The following is a 19,683-nucleotide window of genomic DNA, read 5'->3' as shown; positions in this document are numbered from 1 at the left end:
ACACTCATGACATGCCCGATCCCCTGCGGATGGAGCCGGACGATCTCGACGGGCACACCATCGAAGAGCTCTCCGACTACCTCGACGCAGGGCGCTCTCCTGCGGACCCGTCGATCGACGAGTCCGCAGGATGCCAGATCGCCCTCGACGCCCTGGAGCGCCTGCGTGCCCTGACTCCCGAGCTGATCGCCGCCGACACGGCAGCCGAGGCCGAAGCCGACGAGAACTGGGTACAGAGCATCCTTTCCGGCATCGCGCTGGACGCGCGGGCGGGACGCCGTATCCCTATCGTCATCGAACAATCGGACGTGGACACAGGAATCACCGAGGGCGCCGTCCGAGGGGTGATCCGGGCGGCGGAGAACATGGTTTCCGGCGTTCTGGTCGGTAGGTGCCGTTTCGATGGTGACGTCACCGTTCCCGGCGAACCGATCCTCATCCACGTGGACATCAGCGTCCCTTACGGGAAGCCCATTCCGGAACTTGTCGACCGTCTCCGTGCAGAGATCAGCACACGCCTGAGCGCGAACACCACGTTGAATGTGACAAGAATCGACATCACCGTCTCGGACCTCAGGCACTCACCCAGCCGGATAGGGGAGGAGCGATGACGACTTCGCAGGAACACGCTCTCGCGGCCGATATTGAATTCGCGACCCGGGCGATGCCCGGTGTCACCGCTCTCTTCCGTGTCGGGTCGCTCGCCTCGAAGGTGCTCGATGCCGGCGCGCGGGCGATCGGCCTCCGCGACGATTCCGATCCGCTTGTCCGTCTCGAGCAGACACCCGAAGGCCTAAGGGTCGACATCGCGATCGGCATACAGGAACATGCCGGCGCGGTGGAGACAATCCGGCGCGTCAGCGCAGCTGTGCGCGCGGTGATCGCGGAACACTACTCTTCCGCCGCAGAGATCCGCATCACCGTCGTCCACATCAACGACACCACGACACAAGGAGAAGAAGCATGAGCGACCCGCATGTCGGTATTGTCTGGAACCCGTCGAAGACCACGCGGGAAGACCTCGAGGGCGCGCTTGCGGGCGCCACGACCGGCCCGGTGTCATGGTTCGAGACCAGTGAGGACGACCCCGGCCGAGCCGCGACCCAGCAGGCCCTCAACGCCGGTGCCTGCGTGATCCTCGCCGCCGGGGGCGACGGCACCGTCAGAGCCGTCGCCGAACACCTCGCCGAGACACAGGCGGACACCGACCTCGGGATCATTCCGCTCGGCACCGGGAACCTCCTCGCCCGAAACCTCGACATCCCCATCGACGATCTGCCCGGAGCGGTCACCCGGGCGTTAAAAGGGCAGCCGCGGCCGATCGACATCGGCTGGGCCGAGATCACCTTGGCCGAGGGAGTGCAGCGCCACGCCTTTGCCGTGATGGCCGGGTTCGGAATCGACGCGCACATGATCACCGAGACCGACGACGACCTCAAAGACAAGGCCGGCTGGCTCGCCTACGTCGAATCCCTCGGTCGCGCCGTGTCCGCCAGCGAGGTCATCGACATCCGCCTCGCCGTCGACGGCGTGACCACGACGGAGCAGGCGCACACCCTGATCGTTGGCAACTGCGGCACCCTCCAAGGCCGAATCGCACTCCTGCCGGACGCGGACCCTACCGACGGCGAACTTGACCTCCTCGTCCTCCACGAGGATGGTGTGGCCGGGTGGATGGACACGATCCGGAACATGGTTTGGGATAACGGCCTGAAGCGACTCCTCGAGGTCGGTGGCGAGAACCAGCACGCGAAGAGCAGCGACGCGACTACCCATCGCCGCCTGAGGGCACTGACCATCGAGCTCAACGAACCACGCGTCTTCGAAGTCGATGGCGATGATCTCGAAGAAACCTCACGTATCGAGATCAGTATTCAGCCGAACGCCATCCGTATCCGGTAGACCGCCGGGGCAACAGACGAAGGAGAGCACCCATCATGGGTGCTCATGAGATGACTGATGACGAGAAGCGGCGCGACCAACTGACATCCGCGCTCAAATCCGGTCCCGAGGACGCCGAACCCCGGATCGAGGTCACCAAGAACGGTGACATGACCAGAGCCGACATTCGAGACGACGCCGATGTGCGCCCAGGCCCGGGGCAGACAGGGCCGTCCTCGAGCGGGAGTTAGGAACTTGAACCTCACGGGGCCACACTCCGGAGGTGGGCAGGATAGCGCGGTTTTGTGACGAATCTGCTCTGTCACGCGTCTTATCGGTGACGGCATTGACGCCGTCAACCGAAAGGAGCAGAACTGATGATGGACAAGAAGGATGTTCGTAAGGCCGCCGAAGCGACGGCATGGAATCCGGTCGGTGTTCTCTCGAAGTGGGGGGTGAGAAGCGGCCACGCCTATACGGCAGGCTTCGTCTCGATCGGTGTTTCTCTCCTGTCGTGGCTGATCTCCCGTGGCAAGGACGACAGCAGGTCTCAGTCCGATCGGTGGGGCATCTTCGTCGGTCAGTGGGCGCCGACTTTCCTCGCACTCGGAATCGCCCTGAAGAACGAGAAGGACTGATTCCCCATGATCTGGGTTGTGCGGATCGCGACGATTCTCGTGATCATCGGAGGTATCAACTGGGGCTTCGTGGGGTTGTTTGAGTTCAACCTCGTCGATGCTGTCTTTGGAGAGGGGTCCGTCGGCTCGAGAGTCGTGTACGTGCTCGTCGGTGTCTCGGCGCTGATCGCTGTCGCGAACCTCACTCTGCCCGCACGCGGCAGAGGTGATCGCTCGACAGCATGAGGAAACCGTGATGACCCTCCCGATCAGTAGGCCGGTGCAGTTAGGGGGAACCCCGGCCGCACCGGCCTCACTCACTGCGTTGCCGGTACCGCTTCCCCAGGACGTGGACTCAGCGCTCAATGGTCATTTCGCGGTCTGGCGGAGATCTCCAGCACCCCGGTCGTCTTTCACGGGTTTGCTGAAGCTTTGCTTGAGTTGGAGTGTTCTTAAGCTGCCCACTCGACAATATCTATCATTATGGCTTCAAACTCGACCGGTGTTAGACGGCCCAGCCCACGCTGGCGTCGTTTGCGGTGATACTTCCCCTCGATCCATGCCACGATTGCGAGCCTGAGTTCTTGCCTCGTCGCCCACGACTGCCGGTCGAGCACATTCTTCTGCAACAAACTGAAGAGCCATTCCATCGCCGCGTTATCGCGCGCAGCACCCACACGCCCCATCGAACCCAACAGCTTGTGACCTCTCAGCGTGCGCCGGAATTTCTTCGACCCAAATTGAGACCCGCGGTCTGAATGGACCACAACATTCGCCGGGTTCCTACGCTGCATCACGGCGTTCCCCAACTCCCGGACCGCGAGCGAGGCTTTCACCTGGTCATCGATCGCGTAGCCGACGATCCGGTTAGACCACACGTCTTTGATTGCGCAGAGATACAGCTTCCCTTCACGCACGGTCTGATGCTCGGTGATGTCGGTCAGCCAGCACTGATTTGGGCAATCTGCCGTGAAGTCGCGTTGGACGAGCAGGTACATCTGTAATGGATCTCGAGCCCGCCCGTGGCTGGCTGAGAGGCTGGTCTTCGACTCACGCGTGTGACTCCGGGTATATCCGACCCGCCGCTCGCGGCGGTGTCTTGAAAATGACGTGTCCGCGCTCGAGTCGAAGCCGGTCTCTGCGCGCAGATGCCTTGATCAGAAGCTTGTCCACCCCGTGCGGGTGTGACTTATTACAGATGTGACTCTCCGCGGCCCCACGAGCCGGCGGTCCTATCCGCAATCGCCACTGGAGGTTCTCTTGGAACTCGTCGCCGAGCAATTCGAGCACGTCGTCGGCATCGACACGCACGCACGCACGCACACTTACTGCGTCATACACTCCCGCACCGGCGCCGTTATCGACACCGCCACCTTCCCCACATCCTCCGCCGGAAATGCGCGAGCCCTCGACTGGATCGTTCGCCGCACCGGCGGCACCACCGCCCTCGCAGCCATCGAGGGCACATCCTCCTACGGGGCGAGCATCACCACGCAGCTGATGAACACGGGGTTTGACGTGACCGAGGTGCGTCCTGCACCGCGTGCGTCTCACGTGCATGCGGGTAAGTCCGATGCGATCGATGCCGAGGCAGCTGCTCGCTCGGTGCTCCACAAAGCTGTCACTGTGCTGGCGCAGCCACGCCAGGGCGAAGATCGGACGGCGCTGCGGGTACTCCTGACTGCGCGATCGCTGCTTGACCAGCAACGCACAGCAAACCGCAACGCGCTCAACGCCCTGGCCCGAAGCGTCGACCTCGGTGTCGATGCGCGCAAACCGCTCACGGACGCGCAGGTCACATCGATCGCGGCATGGCGCACCGCTCGCGACCAAGGTGCGATGCGCATCACCCGCTCCGAAGCCAAGCGCCTGGCCAGGTCAGTGCTCGAGCAGACCGAGCAACTCCATCAGAACCACCGCCAGCTCGCTGCGCTCACCGAACAGCTCGCCCCGGGCCTTCAAGACCTCCCCGGTGTCGGACCGGTCACCGGAGCAATCCTCGTCACGGCATACTCCCACCACGGACGCATCCGCTCCGAGGCAGCGTTCGCCGCGCTCGGAGGCATCGCTCCACTGCCCGCATCCTCAGGGAACAAGACCCGCCACCGGCTCTCCCGATCCGGAGATCGCCAACTCAACCGTGCCGTTGACGTCATCGTCCGTACCCGCATGAGCTACGACACCACCACCCGCGACTACGTCGCCCGCCGACGCGCTGATGGACGCACGGGCCGTGAGATCCGCCGCTGCCTCAAGCGCTACGTCGTACGCTCACTCTTCCGCGAACTCCGCACACGCATGACTTGACACCGGGCATAGAAGCGTCATTTTGGGGGCGTGATGTGCACCTGAGAGAGATGGCTGCCGCTCGGCGGAGCACTTCGTTGTCCATCTCGAGCTCACGGATACGCTTCAACGCTTACCGCATCTCACGCTGCTCCTCAGGGTCCTTTGATGGGGTGAGCCCGTGGGATTTAAACCTTGCGTCTTGAATCCAGGCACTGAGCGCTGACTTCGAAACGCCCAGGTCTCGGCACACTTGTTTCTGCGATATTCCGAACTCTATGAGCCCGACAGCGTCACGCTTGAACTCTTGGCTGTACTTGACCGACATGACTGCCATCCTTCCAACTCCGACGCCTCGATCGAAGCAGACTTGGACTCAACCAAACCTTCAGCAGACCCGGCGTGTTTTTCGCATCGCAGACCGGATTGTCCTGAGTATCGGCGTTGCGTGTTTAGAGTAGCAATGCTCCGGCTCCTGCTGCCCCGAGTACCACCGCCCATACCGGTATCTCCCAGGAAATAAGCGCGACAAACGCTAGTGCCACCACAACGAGTGATGTCGCATTCGTGACGCCCTCGGTAAATACGGGGTCGTACAGTGCAGCGGCGAGCAGCCCGACGACGCCGGCGTTCACGCCCATCAGCACCCGCTGCACTCTCGGCGCACGACGCAACCGCTCCCAGAAGGGCAGCACACCCATCACGAGTAGTGCAGACGGCAGAAAGATCGCGAGCAGCGCGATGGATGCGCCAAGCAGCTCGTTCGGGCCACGCGTGGTGACCGCTCCTAGAAAAGCGGCGAAGGTAAACAGCGGCCCCGGCACCGCCTGCGCGGCACCATACCCGGCAAGAAAAGCCCCTGACTCCACCAGCCCAGTTTGTACTGTTTCGGCTTGCACGAGCGGGAGCACGACATGCCCGCCGCCGAACACGAGCGCGCCCGCACGATAGAAGGTGTCGATCAGGCCCACTGTGGCATTTCCGGTGAGCACGGCAAGAATCGGCAACCCTGCGAGTAGCATGACGAACACAGCCAGGCTCACGCATCCGACTGCGGGCCGCAAGCGCACCCGGAGACGCGATTCATCATTCTCAGCTGTGCTCGGAGATCGACACACGAAGAACCCCGTGACCCCGGCCAAGACCATTGCGCCGATCATCGTCAGCGGGCCGGGCACGAGCAACACGACAGTGAACACTGCGACAGCAATTGTCACTCGTCGCGCATCGGGCGTGAGCGACTTCACCATGCCGAGCACAGCATGAGCCACGACCGCTACCGCCCCAGCCTTCAGTCCCAACACCCACCCTGCCTGCGAAACGTCGCCAAGGGTCGATACGCCAAGCGCGAACCCGAACAGTAATGCCGCAGAGGGCAGTGTGAAACCGAGCCATGCGCCGACAAGACCAAGGACTCCGGCTTTCTGCAAACCAATCGCCATACCGACCTGGCTCGACGCTGGGCCGGGAAGGAACTGGTACAACGCGACAAGATCCGCATACGCCCGATCACTCAGCCACTTGCGCCGCTCGACGAACTCGGCTCGGAAATATCCAAGATGAGCGATCGGGCCACCGAACGACGTACACCCTAACCTCAAGAACACCAGAAAGACCAGCAATGCCCCACTGAAGCCAGCTCGACGGGCACCTTCTGCAGATAACATCTCTTTCTCAGCATGCGACACGATCCAAGACTGTTGGTACTCGCCGCGCTACATTCACGCAATATTCATTCGCCGTTCAGGATCCCTCTCCCACTAATCTGAGCCTTCTCCACGGCACAGCGAGATTCTAAGGCCAACGGGCTGACTTCCGCTGCGGGTGGAGTCTATCGGTCGGCTGCAGCAGCGTCAGAAGGACGGAAAGTCAGAGGCCAACTCAACCCTGTCAATACGCTCCCTGGTGCCGACACGCTTCGCATGGGCGAGCAAGACCGCCTGGAGGAGGTGATGAAGTGGCTGGTTGTGAAGTCGTCTGAGACCAGGAAGATGAGCGAGCGTGGCCCTCGCTCCGACTGGAAGTTCGCCGTCGACTATCTCGAGCGGACTGGTTATCCGCTGCCGTCGATGGGTGGAATACGCGGCTGTTATGACCATCGCCCATCCTCATCGTTGGGCCCCTGTCTTCGCAGAGATGCGTGCGCACCTGAACGCCGTTGGTCTCCAGACCGACGATAACCTGCACTCGCATCTCAAACCGGTTCGCTCCGCAAGCGACGCCATTGTCGCCTCTCATGCCCGTGCTCGCTGCCGCGGTCAGCCCGCAGGGTCGCTTCGCGGCGCGATCAAGTCCCACGGTGCCCATCGCCGCAGGCAGTGACTTAGTGCTCCTGCTGGTGGGAGTTTGGGTGTCTAGACGCTTTGCCTTCGCGCTTTACCGACTCTTGGGGCTCGACGATTACCGTTAGTTTTCGGTTTCGCGCTGGAGTGCATTCTGATCGTTGGCGTGCCGTCCATATCGGTATCGCTTTTGCTGTGGCGACTAAAGCCATATGCCGACACCGATGCGTGCGCGTGATCGTAGGATCAGGTCTGTGGCCAGACAGACAGATGTGGCGCGCGGCTGGACGATTATGGTCGTCCGCCTGTCGACGCTCGTGCTGTTTTCTTTGTTCGTATGGATGATATTGCGGTCGGTGAACCCAAGTGCCGCCTTTCCTCCGACCATGGTGTGGGCAAACCTTGCGCTTTTGCCAGTGAACGTTGTTTGCTTCGTGCTTGTGCGCCGCTGGTACCGCGCCGACAACAAAAATTTTTCTGACGTGCTCGGTATTCAAATAGGCCGCGTGGGGCGCGATGTGCTGTGGGGCCTGCTGTGGCTTTTTGTCATGAACATCCCGTTCAGTCTGGTCGTCGCGGGCACCGTGTTTGCTATGTATGGGGCCGATGCGCCTCGGGCATTTGAGACCATTTTTTACAATGCAAACGATGATGTGATCACGAGCCCTGCGTGGGCACTCGCAGTTGCGATAATCAGTGTCATACCGTTCATGCTGATCAACGCGCCGACCGAGGAACTGGTATACCGGGGCTATGCTCTCACCGGCATCTCCCGTCGGTTCGGACCAACAATCGGTGTGCCCTCTACTTCGCTGCTATTTGGTGCGCAACACGTTCTCTTTGCTGCAAGTGCGTCGGGAATGCTCGTTTATTTCATCGCCTTCACCGTATGGGGCGCGATCGCTGCGGTTATCGCTCGCCGTCAAGGGCGTCTGTTTCCCATCGTGATCGCACACTGGCTCATCAATATCATGATGTCGGCACCGGGGATTATTTTCCCTGCCCTCGCGCTTGCCGGCTTCGCCGTGTTCTAGCGCGGCAACTCACGACGCTCACGTGTGTCGGTGCTCGCGGCGGCCGGGCAAGGATATTCCACGTGACTGATCGATGAAGCGTCGATGACAATGAGCTAGCTGCGGCCCGTGGCTTCGTGTCACAGGTTTGCGGGTGTCCAGAGCCGCACCTACCCGACCACCGCATTCGTTTCATAGGTGCCGTGAAATAGTAGCGTTCCCGTGCGCGGACGACAGTTTCATAATTGTGAAATCGGGCTCGGTATGGTGTGCGGTACAGCGGAGTTCCGCTTACGTTGTGTCTTTCTATGAGGAGCAGCTATGAAACTCCGTTTAGCTACGGCTGTGGTCGCCGCTTTTGTGCTCGCGTTTACGGCAACCGGATGCGCCGCCGAAGCGCCCGTCTCGCCGAAGGCAGATGCTGATTCTGGCGCTGTAACAAGTGAGCAGGCACCAGAAGAAGTGGTCGAGGTGCTTAATGATGCGCTCAGCGGGCCCGATGCAGACGGTGATGACGACCGTGCCTTCGGGGCAACGCGAGAAATGGTCATCGAGGCAGTGGAAAAGACGTTCAAGAGTAAGAATGCGCGCGCTACGTGGGACGACACCATACTCAGGGTAGAACTCGACGGCAGCGTCGACGACCCGGTCGCTTCTTTGCCCTGCAGCGCTCTAGAGGCCTTGCTGGCCGACGGTGAGGCAGCAGTGATCGTCTTCGAAGACGGCGACCTCATTTGTGCCGACCGCTACAACAATGGCTAAGGCGCGCGGTATGAAGCGTTCACACTGGTGGTTGCTCGGCGGAGGACTGGTTGTTGTTGCACTCGGGGCGGCAGCGGCCGTTGTCATTCCGCAGGTGTTGCATCAGCAGCGAGTAGCGCAATACAACGAAACCGTGGAGCAGATTAATACTGCTTTTGCCCAAACCCAACATGCTCAGCTCGAGACCGACAGGGCAATAGTGCTGTATGCCCTGCAGCTCGATGAGGCACACGCTTTTCAGGCCGTTGTTGAAGAGCTTGCTGGCTATAGCGATCACTACTTTTCTACCGAGAGTCTGGCTGCGCTTGCCGGCGCGAACGAGAGTCTTCTGTCTCGGCTTGCCGATGACGAACTGGAAGAGGCCGAACACGATCTTATTGCGCAGGCGCGCAGCATGATCGACGAGCACGGGTACGTGTGGCAGACCGATTTTCTCAACCTCGACATCGATGCGGTAGAACAACTTTTGTCGCCAGCCAGTGCCACAACACCGACTCCTGTGGCCGATGACCAGGTAACGACAGCAGTGCTCGAAGATGCCCGCGACGTTCTCGAGGCTGCGCTCGAAGAAAAACAGCAGGTCGATCAGCAGTTAACGGTGGCGCGCGAGAGGGCACAATCGCTCATCGATGAATTGGAGGCAGCCCTCGTGCCGCTGACACAGTGTGCTTTCGAGGCGCCCGATCAGGCCGAGCAGGTGCTGGTGATGTATCCGGATGCCGCAGTCGAGGCGGTAACGCAGTTGCGCGACTCGGCAGCGATGGCCGCCGCATCGGTCGACGCCAAAGTGTTCACCACCAATGACGATTACGCTGTCGTGCCGGTGATAGGCGAACCCGATGCTGACAAGCCGAGCTTCGCGGCCACTGATTCGTGGCGTGCAACTGTCATCGCCACGCATCTGACGAAGTACTCCAATGCGATCACAGCAGCATGGATTACTGACGCGGGTAGCCTCGAAGACGCTTTAGGATTCAACCCTTATCTTCCGTTTTTTGCGCTGGCAGCACCGTAGGCTTCGCGCAGCAGTGTGGCGTTTCTTATGTGAATGAGGCGTCGCACATAGGGCACCAGTATGAGGCGTTCGGCGAGGGACCCGAAGACGGGTGATGCGAGCGTGATGGTGTCTGTCATGCGGCATCCGGTGTCTGTGTCTTCGAAAATGTGCTCATGGTGAAACGACCGGAAAGGGCCGCGCACCTGCTCGTCGACAAAACGGTGCGGGTGGTCGAGGGCCGTGATTTTTGACGTCATAGTGAACCAGATGCCGAAGTGGCGGGCGCGCCATGTCACCGTTTGGCCCAGACCGATTTTTCCTGAGGTCACGCCATTGATAGCGCGTTCGCCCGACTGGCTCATCGAATCGATATGGGCGTCGATATCGAGCGAAATGTCGAACATTGCGGCAGCGTGTGCCGAGCATTCGGTAACAACAGTGAAGCTCGAAGCCATAGCGCTGACTGTAGTCGAGCACCCTGAAAAGGTTGCCGAAAACAGGGTGATCGCCGAGATCCACACGATTGGGCCTGAATTGTGCGTCATTCGGCAATTTTGCTGTTTTCGGCAAACGGGGAGCGGGTGGCCCCGGATGCTACCCACCGCACCGGTTTAAGAATGGTTTAAGGGCTGGTGGCTATGGTTTTTGCACGCGCAGATCGAAGGTCGTGCGAACCGAAGCCTGTCGGCACAGGGGTGTGTTTGTGGAGAGGGAATCATGAGCATTTTCACGAAGATGCGGAATGCGTTCGGCGGGGGCGTCAGCATAAAGATTGAGATGCCGCGCGATTTCGCATGGGAAGACAAAGTGATTCCTGTGCAGGTGCATGTGACTGGCCACGGTACCGAGCCGCGGGTGATCGACGAGCTGCGGTTTCATTTTTTTGACGAAAAGCAGGGCACCCGGTCGAACAGTGGTGAAGAAAACGGCATTAACTATCACTGGGTGATGGACGACCCGATCGATGTGCCGGCGGGTGCTTCGGTGACGGAAACGGTCGAGATGCCGCTGCCGTTTGATGTTGATGCGATCGCCGAGGCATCGGCAGAGCTTGGCCAGGGTTCGTCGATGACCGAGAAGGTTTTGGGAAGCATTATGCGCGGCGCCATGCGCCCACCCACTCATATTGAATGGTTTCGCACGAGTGTTGCCGCCAAGGTGGAGGGTGCACGCTTTACAGCAAAGGCATCGAAGAAGCTTCGCTGCCGAAATGCTCGCGGCCATTTTTCTGTCGGACCGGTCCGCTTCTAGCAGCATCCGGTATCTGGCCCACCACGCGCTGCACACGGCGCTGGCGTTCGGCTAAGCTCGCTCACGACACGGGGTGCCCGCACGGGCTGAGAACACACCCGAAGAACCTGACCGAGTTCGCACTTGCGTAGGGATGTCGACTGCACTGCCCCGAGTGGTTGCTGTTGTGCAGCATCCGGGATTGTGTGGCACTTCTGCGTTGCGTCTCGGCGTGAGCGGAGAAAATATGCGCACTGCAGCTGTACCGAATATTTTGTCGATTGCCGGAACAGATCCGACGGGTGGGGCCGGTATTCACGCCGACCTCAAGGCTTTTTCGGCGCAGGGCGCCTATGGCATGAGTGTGATTACGGCTGTGGTGGCGCAGAACACGCGGGGTGTGCACAGTTTTGTTGCGCTGGAGCCGGCATTTGTTGCCGACCAGTTAGCGAGTGTTTTTGATGATGTGCGGGTGGATGCGGTCAAGATCGGAATGGTTGCGAATGCCGAAATCGCAGCGGTTATTGCCGAAGCTCTCGACCGGTACGAGCATGGCCCAGTGGTTGTGGATCCGGTAATGGTGGCAAAGAGTGGTGACCATTTGCTGGCACCGGATGCCGTTGCCACCGTGCGCGAACTGCTGGTGCCGCGTTCGACCGTGATCACCCCGAATCTGCCGGAAGCCGCCGTGCTCGCCCAGTCGGCGCGCGCAGCGACAAGCCTGACAGAAATGCGCGAGATTGTTCCGGCACTGCACGAAATCGGTGCGCCGTGGGTGCTGCTGAAGGGCGGGCATCTGCCCGACGCGCCGACCAGCACCGATCTGCTGAGCCATACGGGCACGCGCGAGCAGCCGATAGAGTTCACTGCCACGCGCGTACACACGAATAACAATCATGGAACCGGATGCACCCTGTCGGCCGCCATCGCTGCGCTGCTACCGCGACACGACATGGCCGCGAGCGTGCGTGCCGCGAAGGCATACCTGACTGCTGCGCTGCAGCATGCCGATGCGCTTGACGTGGGCTCGGGCCACGGCCCCGTGCACCATTTTCATGCACTGTGGGCCGCGGGGGCCTAACCCCACGTAGCTAACCCCACGCGCGAACGAATGCGTCGGCGGTGGCGCGGGCATCGTCGGCTGCGCAGATGGCTGATACGACGGCAACACCTGCCGCGCCGGCCCGGCGCAGGGGAGCGATGTCGCTGAGCTTCACGCCCCCGATAGCGACGCACGGCACGGTGTTCGTGCCAGCCAGCTGCGCGAAACCGTCTATGCCGAGTGCGGGCGGGTGGTCGGGTTTTGTTGAGGTGGGTCGAATAACGCCCACTCCCAGGTAGTCGACGGTTCCGGGTGGCCACTGCGCGACAGTGTTGAAGTGTTCGCGAGTGTTGGCGGTGAGGCCAATAATCGCATCGGGGCCGAGGAGGTCGCGCGCGCGAGGTGCCGAGTCGTCGCTTTGCCCCACGTGCAGGCCGTCGAGCGCGATGCCACGCTGGCGGGCGGCGACGGCAACATCGAGTCGGTCGTTGATGAGTAGCCGTGCCCGCCCGGCGATGACACCGGCCAATGCTTCTAGAGTGCGCAGCTGCGTCGCGGCATCCGAATTTTTATCGCGCAGCTGTACCGTGCTCACCCCTGCGTCGACGGCGCACCGCACGGTTTTGATGACTCCGCGCTCGCCGCAGAGCGCCTGGTCGGTGACCAGGTAGATGCCGTATGTCATGACGACAGCGCTGTTTCGGCAGCCGAGAAGCGTGTGCGGGCGTCGGCGTCGATATCGTCGGCGGTGATGGCGCTCAGCTGGTCGAGCAGGTGCACGGCAAAGCTGCCCGGATGCCTGGCAGCCTGCGCCGCACGCTCGGCTGCAACACCGTACACAATATGTGCGGCCGTGACGGCGGTGAGGGGTGATTCTTCGCCGCGTGCGGCGAGAAAAGCGGCCACGAGTGCGCCGAGCGCACACCCGCCGCCGGTGACTTTGGTGAGCAGGGCGCTGCCGTTGGCGACGCGGATGATGCGTTGTCCGTCGGTGATGGCGTCTTCGGCGCCCGAGACAGCCACGATGGTCTTGTGCGTGCGTGCCAGTGTGACGGCGGCGTGCAGTGCGCTGTCGGTGGTGTCGGTAGAGTCAACGCCTTTGCCGCCACTGCCAACGCCTGCCAGCGCCATGATTTCTGAGGGGTTACCGCGAACAGCTGCCGGATGCTGCGCGACAACTTCGTGCGCCAGATCGGTGCGTACCGGTAGCGCTCCGATCGCAACAGGGTCGAGCACCCAGGGTGTTCCGGCGTCGCCTGCGGCGGCGATGGCTTCGCGCTGTGCTTCTCGTGGTTCGTGTTGTGGGGTGCCGAGGTTGATGAGCAGTGCGCCAGCGACGCGGGTAAAAGGCCCTGCTTCGCCGATGACGTCGACCATGGCGGGGGCAGCGCCGAGGGCGAGCAGTGCGTTGGCGGTGAAGTTGGTGACGACGTTATTGGTGATGCAGTGCACGAGTGGTTCTGTGTCGCGCAGTGCGTTGAGTAGGGTGGCCGAGCGGTGGGCGATGGGTATGGCGGTGGCAGACAAAGTGGTTTCCCTTCCGGCGAAGAAGAAACGAGCCGTTATCGCCGAAGCGTGGGCTGCAGACATTCCCTTCGCCAGTACGAACTGGATCAGGTTCTACGGGTGTGTTCTCAGCCGCCGCGGCGGCACCCCGTGTCACTGCGACCACCATACCGGGTGTGTGAAGTAGGTGTTCACGACCGAGATGTGTGACCGTCACAAAAGTGTGATTAGATGAACTAGTCTTTTCTTGACTAGTTTGAAGTAAACTCAGTTCTTGACTACCCCAGAGGTCACTCATGAAAGGCGGACGACGGTGTCCTTAGCAGCAAAGAAGCGAAGCGGTTTCGCGATGATCGGTGCGCTCGCAGGTATGGCTCTGCTTGCCGGATGCAGCGGCGCGGGCAACGCCCCCGCAGCAAACACCGAGAACTCGATCATCAGCCAAGAAGCCTGCGATCGAAACTCGGCCGAAAAAATCACCTATATCTCAGGCTACGGCTACTCGGCCAGTGCCGGGCAGCTCGACGTTTTTATGGCCAAAGAGCTTGGCTATTTTGACGAGCTGTGCTTGAACGTTGAAATCAACGCGGCTGGCGGTAACGGTCAGCAGCTGGTTTCTTCGGGTAAGGCGCATTTTACTGAGCTTGGCTCGGCAGAAGACGTGCTGATGGCCGCCGCCAACAGCCAAAACCTCACAGCGATCGCCACCTTCGGCACCACCTCGCCGTTCTGCCTGTTCGCCAACAAAGACATTAAAGACTTAAAAGACCTCGAGGGTAAGCAGCTCGGCTACTTCATTAACCTCACCCCCGTGGCCGTTGCCATGATCGACGCCGCAGGCGCCGACATTGACAAGATCAACCTGGTCAAGATGACCAACTACGACCCGACCGTTGTGCTGCGCAGCCAGCCCGACGCAATTGTTGGCTACGCCTCGAACCAGTGCGAGACTCTGCGCTCCATGGGCGAAGAGTTCACCGAGTTCACGCCCGCCGACTTCGATCTCGAAGGCACCTACAACGTGATGGAGGTCAACAAGGAGTTCTACGAGAAGAACCCCGAGGTCGTGGCCGACTTCATGCGTGCCGACCTTAAGGCTCTGCAGTACTGCCTCGACAACGAAGAAGACTGCATCGAGCGCATCGCGGCTCTGGCGAAAGAGGGCGGACAGGGAGATGCCTTCCCCATTGAGCAGCTCAGACGCACGTGGAAAGTGGAATCGCAGTGGGTGCGTGACAGCACGGCGGGCGCACCCGGTGTGCAAACAGTAGAGCAGTGGCAAGCGGCATCCGACATCGTGAAGGCCTACGGAAACGTAAAGAATATTCCGGATGTCACGGACATCATCGACGTTGACCTTGTGGCCAACCTGTACGACGCCAACGGCAACCTGATCTGGCCGGGAGAGGGAGACAGCAAATGACGGTGGGATTGAGCGCCGGGCACGGCGTTGAAGTAAAAAACCTCGTAAAGACTTTTGGTAAGCCCGGGCAAGAAATGCTCGCCCTGAGCGACGTCAACCTCACCGTGAATCCTGGCGAATTTGTGTCGGTGATCGGCCCGAGCGGATGCGGTAAATCAACGCTGCTCAAGGTTGTGGCAGGTCTCTACGAGGCCAACCGTGGCTCGGTGACGATCGGTAACGAGAGCGTGCGTGCAGCAGCAAAACGCAAGCGCATCGGCCTGGTGCCGCAGGCACCCGCGCTGTTGCCGTGGAAGACGGTGCGCGACAACGTCAAGCTTCCCGTGCGCATTAACCCCAAAGCCAATGAGGGCCGCACCCTGCGCGACCCCGACGCACTGCTGCGGTCATTTGGGCTGGGCGCCGCGCTCGAAAAATATCCCAAACAGCTGTCGGGTGGAATGCAGCAGCGCGTAGCGATTGCCCGTGCCTTCTCGTTCGACCCCGACATTCTGCTCATGGACGAACCGTTCTCGGCGCTCGATGAGATCAACCGCGACCAGCAGCGACTCGGCCTGCTTAATTTCTGGCAGTCAAACCGCAAATCGGTCATGTTTGTGACCCACTCGGTGCCCGAAGCCATCGTGCTCTCGGACCGCATCGTGCTGATGGCCGCACACCCCGGCCGGATCGAAGAAATTATTGACGTCAATCTGCCGCGACCCCGCACAGAAGAGTCGTATGCGAGCGACGCCTTCCGCGAACTCGAAGGCTATGTGCGTCAGCGCCTCAGTGACGTGATGGAGGAGAGTGCTCATGTCGGCTGAATCTAATGGGCTCACTGCAACGCAGGTCGTTGCCGTGAATGAAGCAAAGCGTGCCGGAGGCCAGCGATTTGCGTTTGTGGCCTGGGCACACCCGCGCGTGTGGGGCCCCACCGCCGTCGTGTTCGTCATCGTGGGTGCACTGTGGCACCTCGTGGCCGTCACCAACCCCTATATCTTGCCGACCTTCGGGCAGATCGCCGCCAGCTTTGCCTCCGACCCCGGCATGTACTGGCAGAACTTCTTCATCACCCTGCAAGAGGTGGCGATCGGTGCCGGTTCGGCGATTATTTTGGGCTTCGTTGTGGCCGTGATCATGAGCGAGTTCGAAATCGTCGAGCGCGCCGTCATGCCACTCATCGTGCTGATTATGGTGACACCGGTTATTGCCATCGCACCCGCCCTCGTGGTGGCATTCGGTTTCGGGATGCTGCCGAAATACATCGTGACCGGAATCGTGGTGTTCTTCCCCGTGCTGGTCAACTCGCTGGCGGGCTTGCGCAGTGTTGACCCGCGAACGATGGACGTCTTCCACACCCTGCACGCATCGCGGTGGGAAATCTTCCGCGACCTGCGTTTTCCAGGCAGCATGCCGTACTTCTTCGCAGGTCTGCGCATCAGCCTGCCGCTCGCGGTAGTCGGTGCAGCGGTTGCCGAATTCGTTGCGGCAGGAACAGCAGCCGGACTCGGCTCGCTTGTGACGACTGCGGCAGCGCAGGCCAACCTCGCCGTCACCTGGGCTGCCATCTTCATGCTCTGCCTCATGGGCATCATGCTCATCGCCCTGCTGGCCATCGTGCGCAAGCGGGTGCTCTGGTGGAGCGACGAAGTCACTGCGCAGTAGTCGCTACCGCGCGATCAACAACAAGTTTTTTGGGAGAAATGAGGAACCCGTGAAGAAATTGCACTTCGGTCTATTCGAAAATGCACAGGCAAACGACAGCGGACGCGCAACGTGGCGGCATCCGGAAAACCAGCGTGACCAGTACGACACGCTCGACTACTGGATGACACTGGCGAAGGTGTGTGAAGAGGGAGGCCTCGACTTTCTCTTCCTCGCCGACGCCTGGGGGTGGGCAGAGGTTAACGGCGAACGCCCCGATATCGCATCGGTCGAGGGGCTTGACCTGCCGCGCCTTGACCCGTTCATTGTTGCCTCGGCGATTCTGGCGCACACCTCGAAACTGGGTGTTGTGATGACCGGGTCGACCCTGCTCGAGCAGCCGTACGCTTTTGCCCGCCGCATGGCCACGCTCGACCAGTTGTCGGGCGGCCGTACCGGCTGGAACATCGTAACCACCGGTACTGCAGACACCGCAGTCAAGGCTTTCGGTGTGCCGATGGTTGCCCACGATGAGCGCTACGAAATGGCCGACGACTTTGTGCGCCTGGTGTACAAGCTGTGGGAGGGCGCATGGGAACCCGACGCACTGACGAAAGACAAGCAGGGCAACTTTGCTGACCCGGCCAAGGTGCACACGATTGATCACCAGGGTCCGTACTTTACGAGCCAGGGATATGGCAACTCGGCCTACAGCCCGCAGGGAACCCCCGTGCTGTTCCAGGCCGGCGCCTCACCGGCAGGCCGCGCCTTCGGTGGTCGTCACGGCGAGTGCATGTTTGTGGGCGGTGGCACGGTCGAGCAGCTTGCCGCGCACAGCAAAGCGATTCGCGAAGCCGCCGTTGAGTCGGGTCGCAGTGCCGATTCGGTCAAGGTGATGGCGGAGTTCCGCTGCATTATCGGTGACACAAAAGAAGATGCCCAGCGCCGTTACGATGAGGTGCTCGCCTCTCAGACGCCCGAGGTCACGATTGCATCGTATGCGTGGTTTACCGGCCTTGACCTTTCGGCTTACGACCCTGAAACGCCCATGACCGAGCTGCACACCGAACTCTCGCAGTCGCAGGTGTCTCGTTTTGCCGGCCTCACGGTGGGCGATGTGCTGAAAGACTGGCACGAGCATGGCGTGGGCTCGAAGGCGTTTGTGGGAACAGCCGAAGAGGTCGCCGACCACGTGATTGCGATGGCCGAGGGCGCCAACCTCGACGGCTTCTTGCTCTCGCCAGTTATTCAGCCCGGCTCAACCATTGACTTTGTCGAGAAGGTTATGCCGATTCTGCGTGAGCGTGGCGTGGTGGCGCCCAGCGAAGGCAGTACGCTGCGTGAACGTCTGACCGAATCGACCAGCCCCACACTGCCCGCCGACCACCCCGCAGTGTCGGCTCGCGCATATGAGTCGGTGACCGCTGCGTCATGAGTGCGGCATCGGTCTGCGTCGTCGGCAGTTTGAACGTTGACCGGTACATTGGTCTCTTCCGGCTCCCCGAGCCGGGAGAGACCGTGCTTGGTGCCGGTATGGGAACCTATCCGGGCGGCAAGGGGCTGAACCAGGCTGTTGCGGCCGCGCGGTGCGGGGCTGCCACTCGTATGGGCGGTGCGATTGGTGACGACGCCGATGGGCAGCTTTTGCGTGCGACCCTGCACGAGGTGCACGTTGACCCAACACATATTGCTACTGACTCTTCGGCGCCCAGTGGAATCGCTCAGATTTTGTCGCTGGACGGCGGCGAGAACAGCATCATCGTGGTTCCCGGTGCTAATGCGCAGCTGACCCCTCAGCAGGCGGCGGCCGCCGTTGCCGATGCGGGCGTTGTACTTGTGCAACTGGAGATCAGCATTGAAGCGGCCTCGGCGGCGTTGGCCGCGGGCCGTGCAGCAGGGGCAGTCACGGTGCTCAACGCTGCACCCGCACACGACGATGCACTCCGGATGCTCGACGACGTCGACATTCTTATCGTCAATGACTCTGAACTCGCAGCACTCGGCGGTATCAATGCCCTGCGCTCGCGCGCGAGCGTTGTGCACACCCGCGGTGGAGATGGACTCACCGTTTACCCGCAGGACGCCGAGCCGTTCGAGGTTGCGGCCTTTGCTATCGATGTTGTGGATACCACGGGCGCGGGTGACGCGTTTTGTGGCGGTTTTGTTGCTGCGCTCGCGCGCGGTGAGTCACTGGAATCGGCTGCCCGGCACGGGGCAGCGGCCGGTGCGATTGTCGCCTCACATCGCGGGGCGCAAACGCCAGAGCTTACGGTGAGCGCTGTGGACGCGCTCGTGCGCGCTTAAGCCACTGCAGCCCCCGTGGCCGTTGGTAACGCTAAGAGTTGCCGCGGAGCGGGGGCTTAGGCGTGTTCGTCTTCGTCGGCAAAAACATATTCGCCGTCTTTGAGGCGCGTAATCAGTTCACGCGCCCAGGTTTGCTCGGCCCGTAACCGCACAGAGGAAAGCTCGAAGATCTCACGTACGTACTTGGGTGTTGTCTCAGAGCGCAGCGTGTCTTTGATCTGGAACGAGTTCGTCGTAATGAGCGCATCGATCTTGCTCACGCGGTTTTCGAGCCCCGCGATGACCTCGCTGCGGCTGAGCGCAAACATAAACGAGGTGAGTGCCATGACCGAGTTGGTGTCGAACGCCTCGACGCGCCACAGCGTGTCGCGCAGCATCCGGAGCAGTTCTACCTTGCCCGTGGGAGTGACGCTATAGACGGTGCGAGCGGGATATTTGCCGTCGGTCTCGGTGCCATCGTCGATGATGTAGCCGTCGCGCGTGAGCGATTTTAACGCGTTGTAGATCGACCCCGGTTGAATGTTTGCCCACTCGTCTACATGCCAGGTCGACAGTTCGCGCCGCAGAAAGTAGCCGTGCACCGGCTGGAACTGGTAAACGGCGCCGAGCACGATCAGACGGGTGTAGGAAGCCATTCACTCATCGTAGGGGCAGCACGATCACTAATCAATGTTGACGAGTTTTATGTTAGAGTTATCTAGACAAATTTGACTA

22 protein-coding genes, 1 pseudogene and 2 riboswitches are annotated in these 19,683 nt (G+C 61.1%); of the genes and pseudogenes, 16 read left to right on the top strand and 7 right to left on the bottom strand.

Annotation, left to right across the window (positions count from 1 at the left end; translation table 11 throughout):
- The first annotated feature begins 11 nt into the window (after window positions 1-11).
- The 5 genes from ACQUSW_RS13065 (at window position 12) to ACQUSW_RS13045 (ending at window position 2,744) form a co-directional block, all read left to right on the top strand.
- Window positions 12-611: an Asp23/Gls24 family envelope stress response protein gene (locus ACQUSW_RS13065; protein ID WP_428932748.1), complete on the top strand. Its 600-nt coding sequence runs from the start codon at window positions 12-14 to the stop codon at window positions 609-611.
- Window positions 608-967: a hypothetical protein gene (locus ACQUSW_RS13060; protein ID WP_428932747.1), complete on the top strand. Its 360-nt coding sequence runs from the start codon at window positions 608-610 to the stop codon at window positions 965-967. The genes ACQUSW_RS13065 and ACQUSW_RS13060 overlap by 4 nt, the downstream gene beginning before the upstream one ends.
- Entirely contained in the window at window positions 964-1,902 is a 939-nt protein-coding gene (locus tag ACQUSW_RS13055; RefSeq protein ID WP_428932746.1) for a diacylglycerol/lipid kinase family protein, read from the top strand. The genes ACQUSW_RS13060 and ACQUSW_RS13055 overlap by 4 nt, the downstream gene beginning before the upstream one ends.
- A gap of 356 nt (window positions 1,903-2,258) precedes the next feature.
- The gene (locus ACQUSW_RS13050; RefSeq protein WP_428932745.1) at window positions 2,259-2,519 is read left to right on the top strand and encodes a hypothetical protein; all 261 of its coding nucleotides are present in this window, start codon (window positions 2,259-2,261) and stop codon (window positions 2,517-2,519) included.
- A gap of 6 nt (window positions 2,520-2,525) precedes the next feature.
- On the top strand, window positions 2,526-2,744 hold the full coding sequence (locus ACQUSW_RS13045; RefSeq protein ID WP_428932744.1) for a DUF378 domain-containing protein: 219 nt from the start codon (window positions 2,526-2,528) through the stop codon (window positions 2,742-2,744).
- 206 nt (window positions 2,745-2,950) lie between these two features.
- Here ACQUSW_RS13045 and ACQUSW_RS13040 read toward each other — a convergent pair whose 3' ends face one another.
- Window positions 2,951-3,646, bottom strand: a complete 696-nt coding sequence (locus tag ACQUSW_RS13040) for an IS3 family transposase (RefSeq protein ID WP_428932765.1) — start codon at window positions 3,644-3,646, stop codon at window positions 2,951-2,953.
- Between the two features lie 112 nt (window positions 3,647-3,758).
- Here ACQUSW_RS13040 and ACQUSW_RS13035 point away from each other — a divergent pair, with 112 nt between their 5' ends.
- Entirely contained in the window at window positions 3,759-4,805 is a 1,047-nt protein-coding gene (locus ACQUSW_RS13035) for an IS110 family RNA-guided transposase (protein WP_428932743.1), read from the top strand.
- 20 nt (window positions 4,806-4,825) lie between these two features.
- On the opposite strand, the pseudogene ACQUSW_RS13030 reads toward ACQUSW_RS13035, so the two are convergent.
- Both ACQUSW_RS13030 and chrA read right to left on the bottom strand, forming a co-directional pair.
- Window positions 4,826-5,112: pseudogene (locus ACQUSW_RS13030) on the bottom strand (transposase); the annotation flags it as partial.
- A 124-nt stretch (window positions 5,113-5,236) separates the two neighbouring features.
- On the bottom strand, window positions 5,237-6,451 hold the full coding sequence (gene chrA, locus ACQUSW_RS13025) for a chromate efflux transporter (RefSeq protein WP_428932742.1): 1,215 nt from the start codon (window positions 6,449-6,451) through the stop codon (window positions 5,237-5,239).
- An 869-nt stretch (window positions 6,452-7,320) separates the two neighbouring features.
- Between chrA and ACQUSW_RS13020 the strand changes: the two genes are divergently transcribed.
- The 3 genes from ACQUSW_RS13020 to ACQUSW_RS13010 all read left to right on the top strand — a co-directional run bounded on the left by ACQUSW_RS13020 (window position 7,321) and on the right by ACQUSW_RS13010 (window position 9,856).
- Window positions 7,321-8,100 (top strand): CPBP family intramembrane glutamic endopeptidase, encoded by a 780-nt coding sequence (locus ACQUSW_RS13020; protein ID WP_428932741.1) that lies wholly within the window; start codon window positions 7,321-7,323, stop codon window positions 8,098-8,100.
- 300 nt (window positions 8,101-8,400) lie between these two features.
- Window positions 8,401-8,841, top strand: coding sequence for an amidohydrolase family protein (locus tag ACQUSW_RS13015; protein ID WP_428932740.1), 441 nt, complete (start codon window positions 8,401-8,403; stop codon window positions 8,839-8,841).
- Window positions 8,842-8,851: 10 nt separating this feature from the next.
- The gene (locus ACQUSW_RS13010; protein WP_428932739.1) at window positions 8,852-9,856 is read left to right on the top strand and encodes a hypothetical protein; all 1,005 of its coding nucleotides are present in this window, start codon (window positions 8,852-8,854) and stop codon (window positions 9,854-9,856) included.
- On the opposite strand, the gene ACQUSW_RS13005 is transcribed toward ACQUSW_RS13010, so the two are convergent.
- Window positions 9,823-10,293: an SRPBCC family protein gene (locus ACQUSW_RS13005; RefSeq protein WP_428932738.1), complete on the bottom strand. Its 471-nt coding sequence runs from the start codon at window positions 10,291-10,293 to the stop codon at window positions 9,823-9,825. The genes ACQUSW_RS13010 and ACQUSW_RS13005 overlap by 34 nt on opposite strands.
- Window positions 10,294-10,555: 262 nt before the next feature.
- Between ACQUSW_RS13005 and ACQUSW_RS13000 the strand changes: the two genes are divergently transcribed.
- Both ACQUSW_RS13000 and thiD read left to right on the top strand, forming a co-directional pair.
- Window positions 10,556-11,089: a hypothetical protein gene (locus ACQUSW_RS13000; RefSeq protein ID WP_428932737.1), complete on the top strand. Its 534-nt coding sequence runs from the start codon at window positions 10,556-10,558 to the stop codon at window positions 11,087-11,089.
- Window positions 11,090-11,148: 59 nt separating this feature from the next.
- A riboswitch (TPP riboswitch) is annotated at window positions 11,149-11,240 on the top strand.
- A gap of 75 nt (window positions 11,241-11,315) precedes the next feature.
- Window positions 11,316-12,149 carry a bifunctional hydroxymethylpyrimidine kinase/phosphomethylpyrimidine kinase gene (gene thiD, locus ACQUSW_RS12995; RefSeq protein ID WP_428932736.1) on the top strand — a complete coding sequence of 278 codons (834 nt, stop codon included), beginning with the start codon at window positions 11,316-11,318 and terminating at the stop codon, window positions 12,147-12,149.
- Window positions 12,150-12,159: 10 nt separating this feature from the next.
- Here the strand turns inward: thiD and thiE are convergent, their stop codons facing one another.
- Both thiE and thiM read right to left on the bottom strand, forming a co-directional pair.
- Window positions 12,160-12,795 carry a thiamine phosphate synthase gene (gene thiE, locus ACQUSW_RS12990; protein WP_428932735.1) on the bottom strand — a complete coding sequence of 212 codons (636 nt, stop codon included), beginning with the start codon at window positions 12,793-12,795 and terminating at the stop codon, window positions 12,160-12,162.
- Complete coding sequence (gene thiM, locus ACQUSW_RS12985) at window positions 12,792-13,637, bottom strand: hydroxyethylthiazole kinase (protein ID WP_428932734.1); 846 nt, start codon at window positions 13,635-13,637, stop codon at window positions 12,792-12,794. The genes thiE and thiM overlap by 4 nt, the downstream gene beginning before the upstream one ends.
- A 45-nt stretch (window positions 13,638-13,682) precedes the next feature.
- Window positions 13,683-13,777, bottom strand: a riboswitch (TPP riboswitch).
- A 113-nt stretch (window positions 13,778-13,890) separates the two neighbouring features.
- On the opposite strand from thiM, the gene ACQUSW_RS12980 reads away from it, so the two are divergent.
- From ACQUSW_RS12980 to ACQUSW_RS12960, 5 genes are read left to right on the top strand one after another with little or no spacing between them, the layout of a single operon-like run.
- Window positions 13,891-15,039, top strand: coding sequence for an ABC transporter substrate-binding protein (locus tag ACQUSW_RS12980; protein ID WP_428932733.1), 1,149 nt, complete (start codon window positions 13,891-13,893; stop codon window positions 15,037-15,039).
- Entirely contained in the window at window positions 15,036-15,845 is an 810-nt protein-coding gene (locus tag ACQUSW_RS12975) for an ABC transporter ATP-binding protein (RefSeq protein WP_428932732.1), read from the top strand. Before ACQUSW_RS12980 ends, ACQUSW_RS12975 begins: the two co-directional genes overlap by 4 nt.
- Window positions 15,835-16,686, top strand: coding sequence for an ABC transporter permease (locus ACQUSW_RS12970; protein WP_428932731.1), 852 nt, complete (start codon window positions 15,835-15,837; stop codon window positions 16,684-16,686). The genes ACQUSW_RS12975 and ACQUSW_RS12970 overlap by 11 nt, the downstream gene beginning before the upstream one ends.
- Window positions 16,687-16,735: 49 nt before the next feature.
- Window positions 16,736-18,100, top strand: a complete 1,365-nt coding sequence (locus ACQUSW_RS12965; RefSeq protein WP_428932730.1) for an NtaA/DmoA family FMN-dependent monooxygenase — start codon at window positions 16,736-16,738, stop codon at window positions 18,098-18,100.
- Complete coding sequence (locus tag ACQUSW_RS12960; RefSeq protein WP_428932729.1) at window positions 18,097-18,969, top strand: PfkB family carbohydrate kinase; 873 nt, start codon at window positions 18,097-18,099, stop codon at window positions 18,967-18,969. The genes ACQUSW_RS12965 and ACQUSW_RS12960 overlap by 4 nt, the downstream gene beginning before the upstream one ends.
- Before the next feature lie 56 nt (window positions 18,970-19,025).
- Here ACQUSW_RS12960 and ACQUSW_RS12955 read toward each other — a convergent pair whose 3' ends face one another.
- Window positions 19,026-19,604: a PadR family transcriptional regulator gene (locus ACQUSW_RS12955; protein WP_428932728.1), complete on the bottom strand. Its 579-nt coding sequence runs from the start codon at window positions 19,602-19,604 to the stop codon at window positions 19,026-19,028.
- Window positions 19,605-19,683 lie beyond the last annotated feature (79 nt).

The organism is Microbacterium luticellae (assembly GCF_050408645.1).
In the GTDB taxonomy this organism is placed as follows: domain Bacteria; phylum Actinomycetota; class Actinomycetes; order Actinomycetales; family Microbacteriaceae; genus Microbacterium.
The sequence above is the reverse complement of the archived record's forward strand: the minus strand, read 5'-3'. Positions and strand labels throughout refer to the sequence as shown.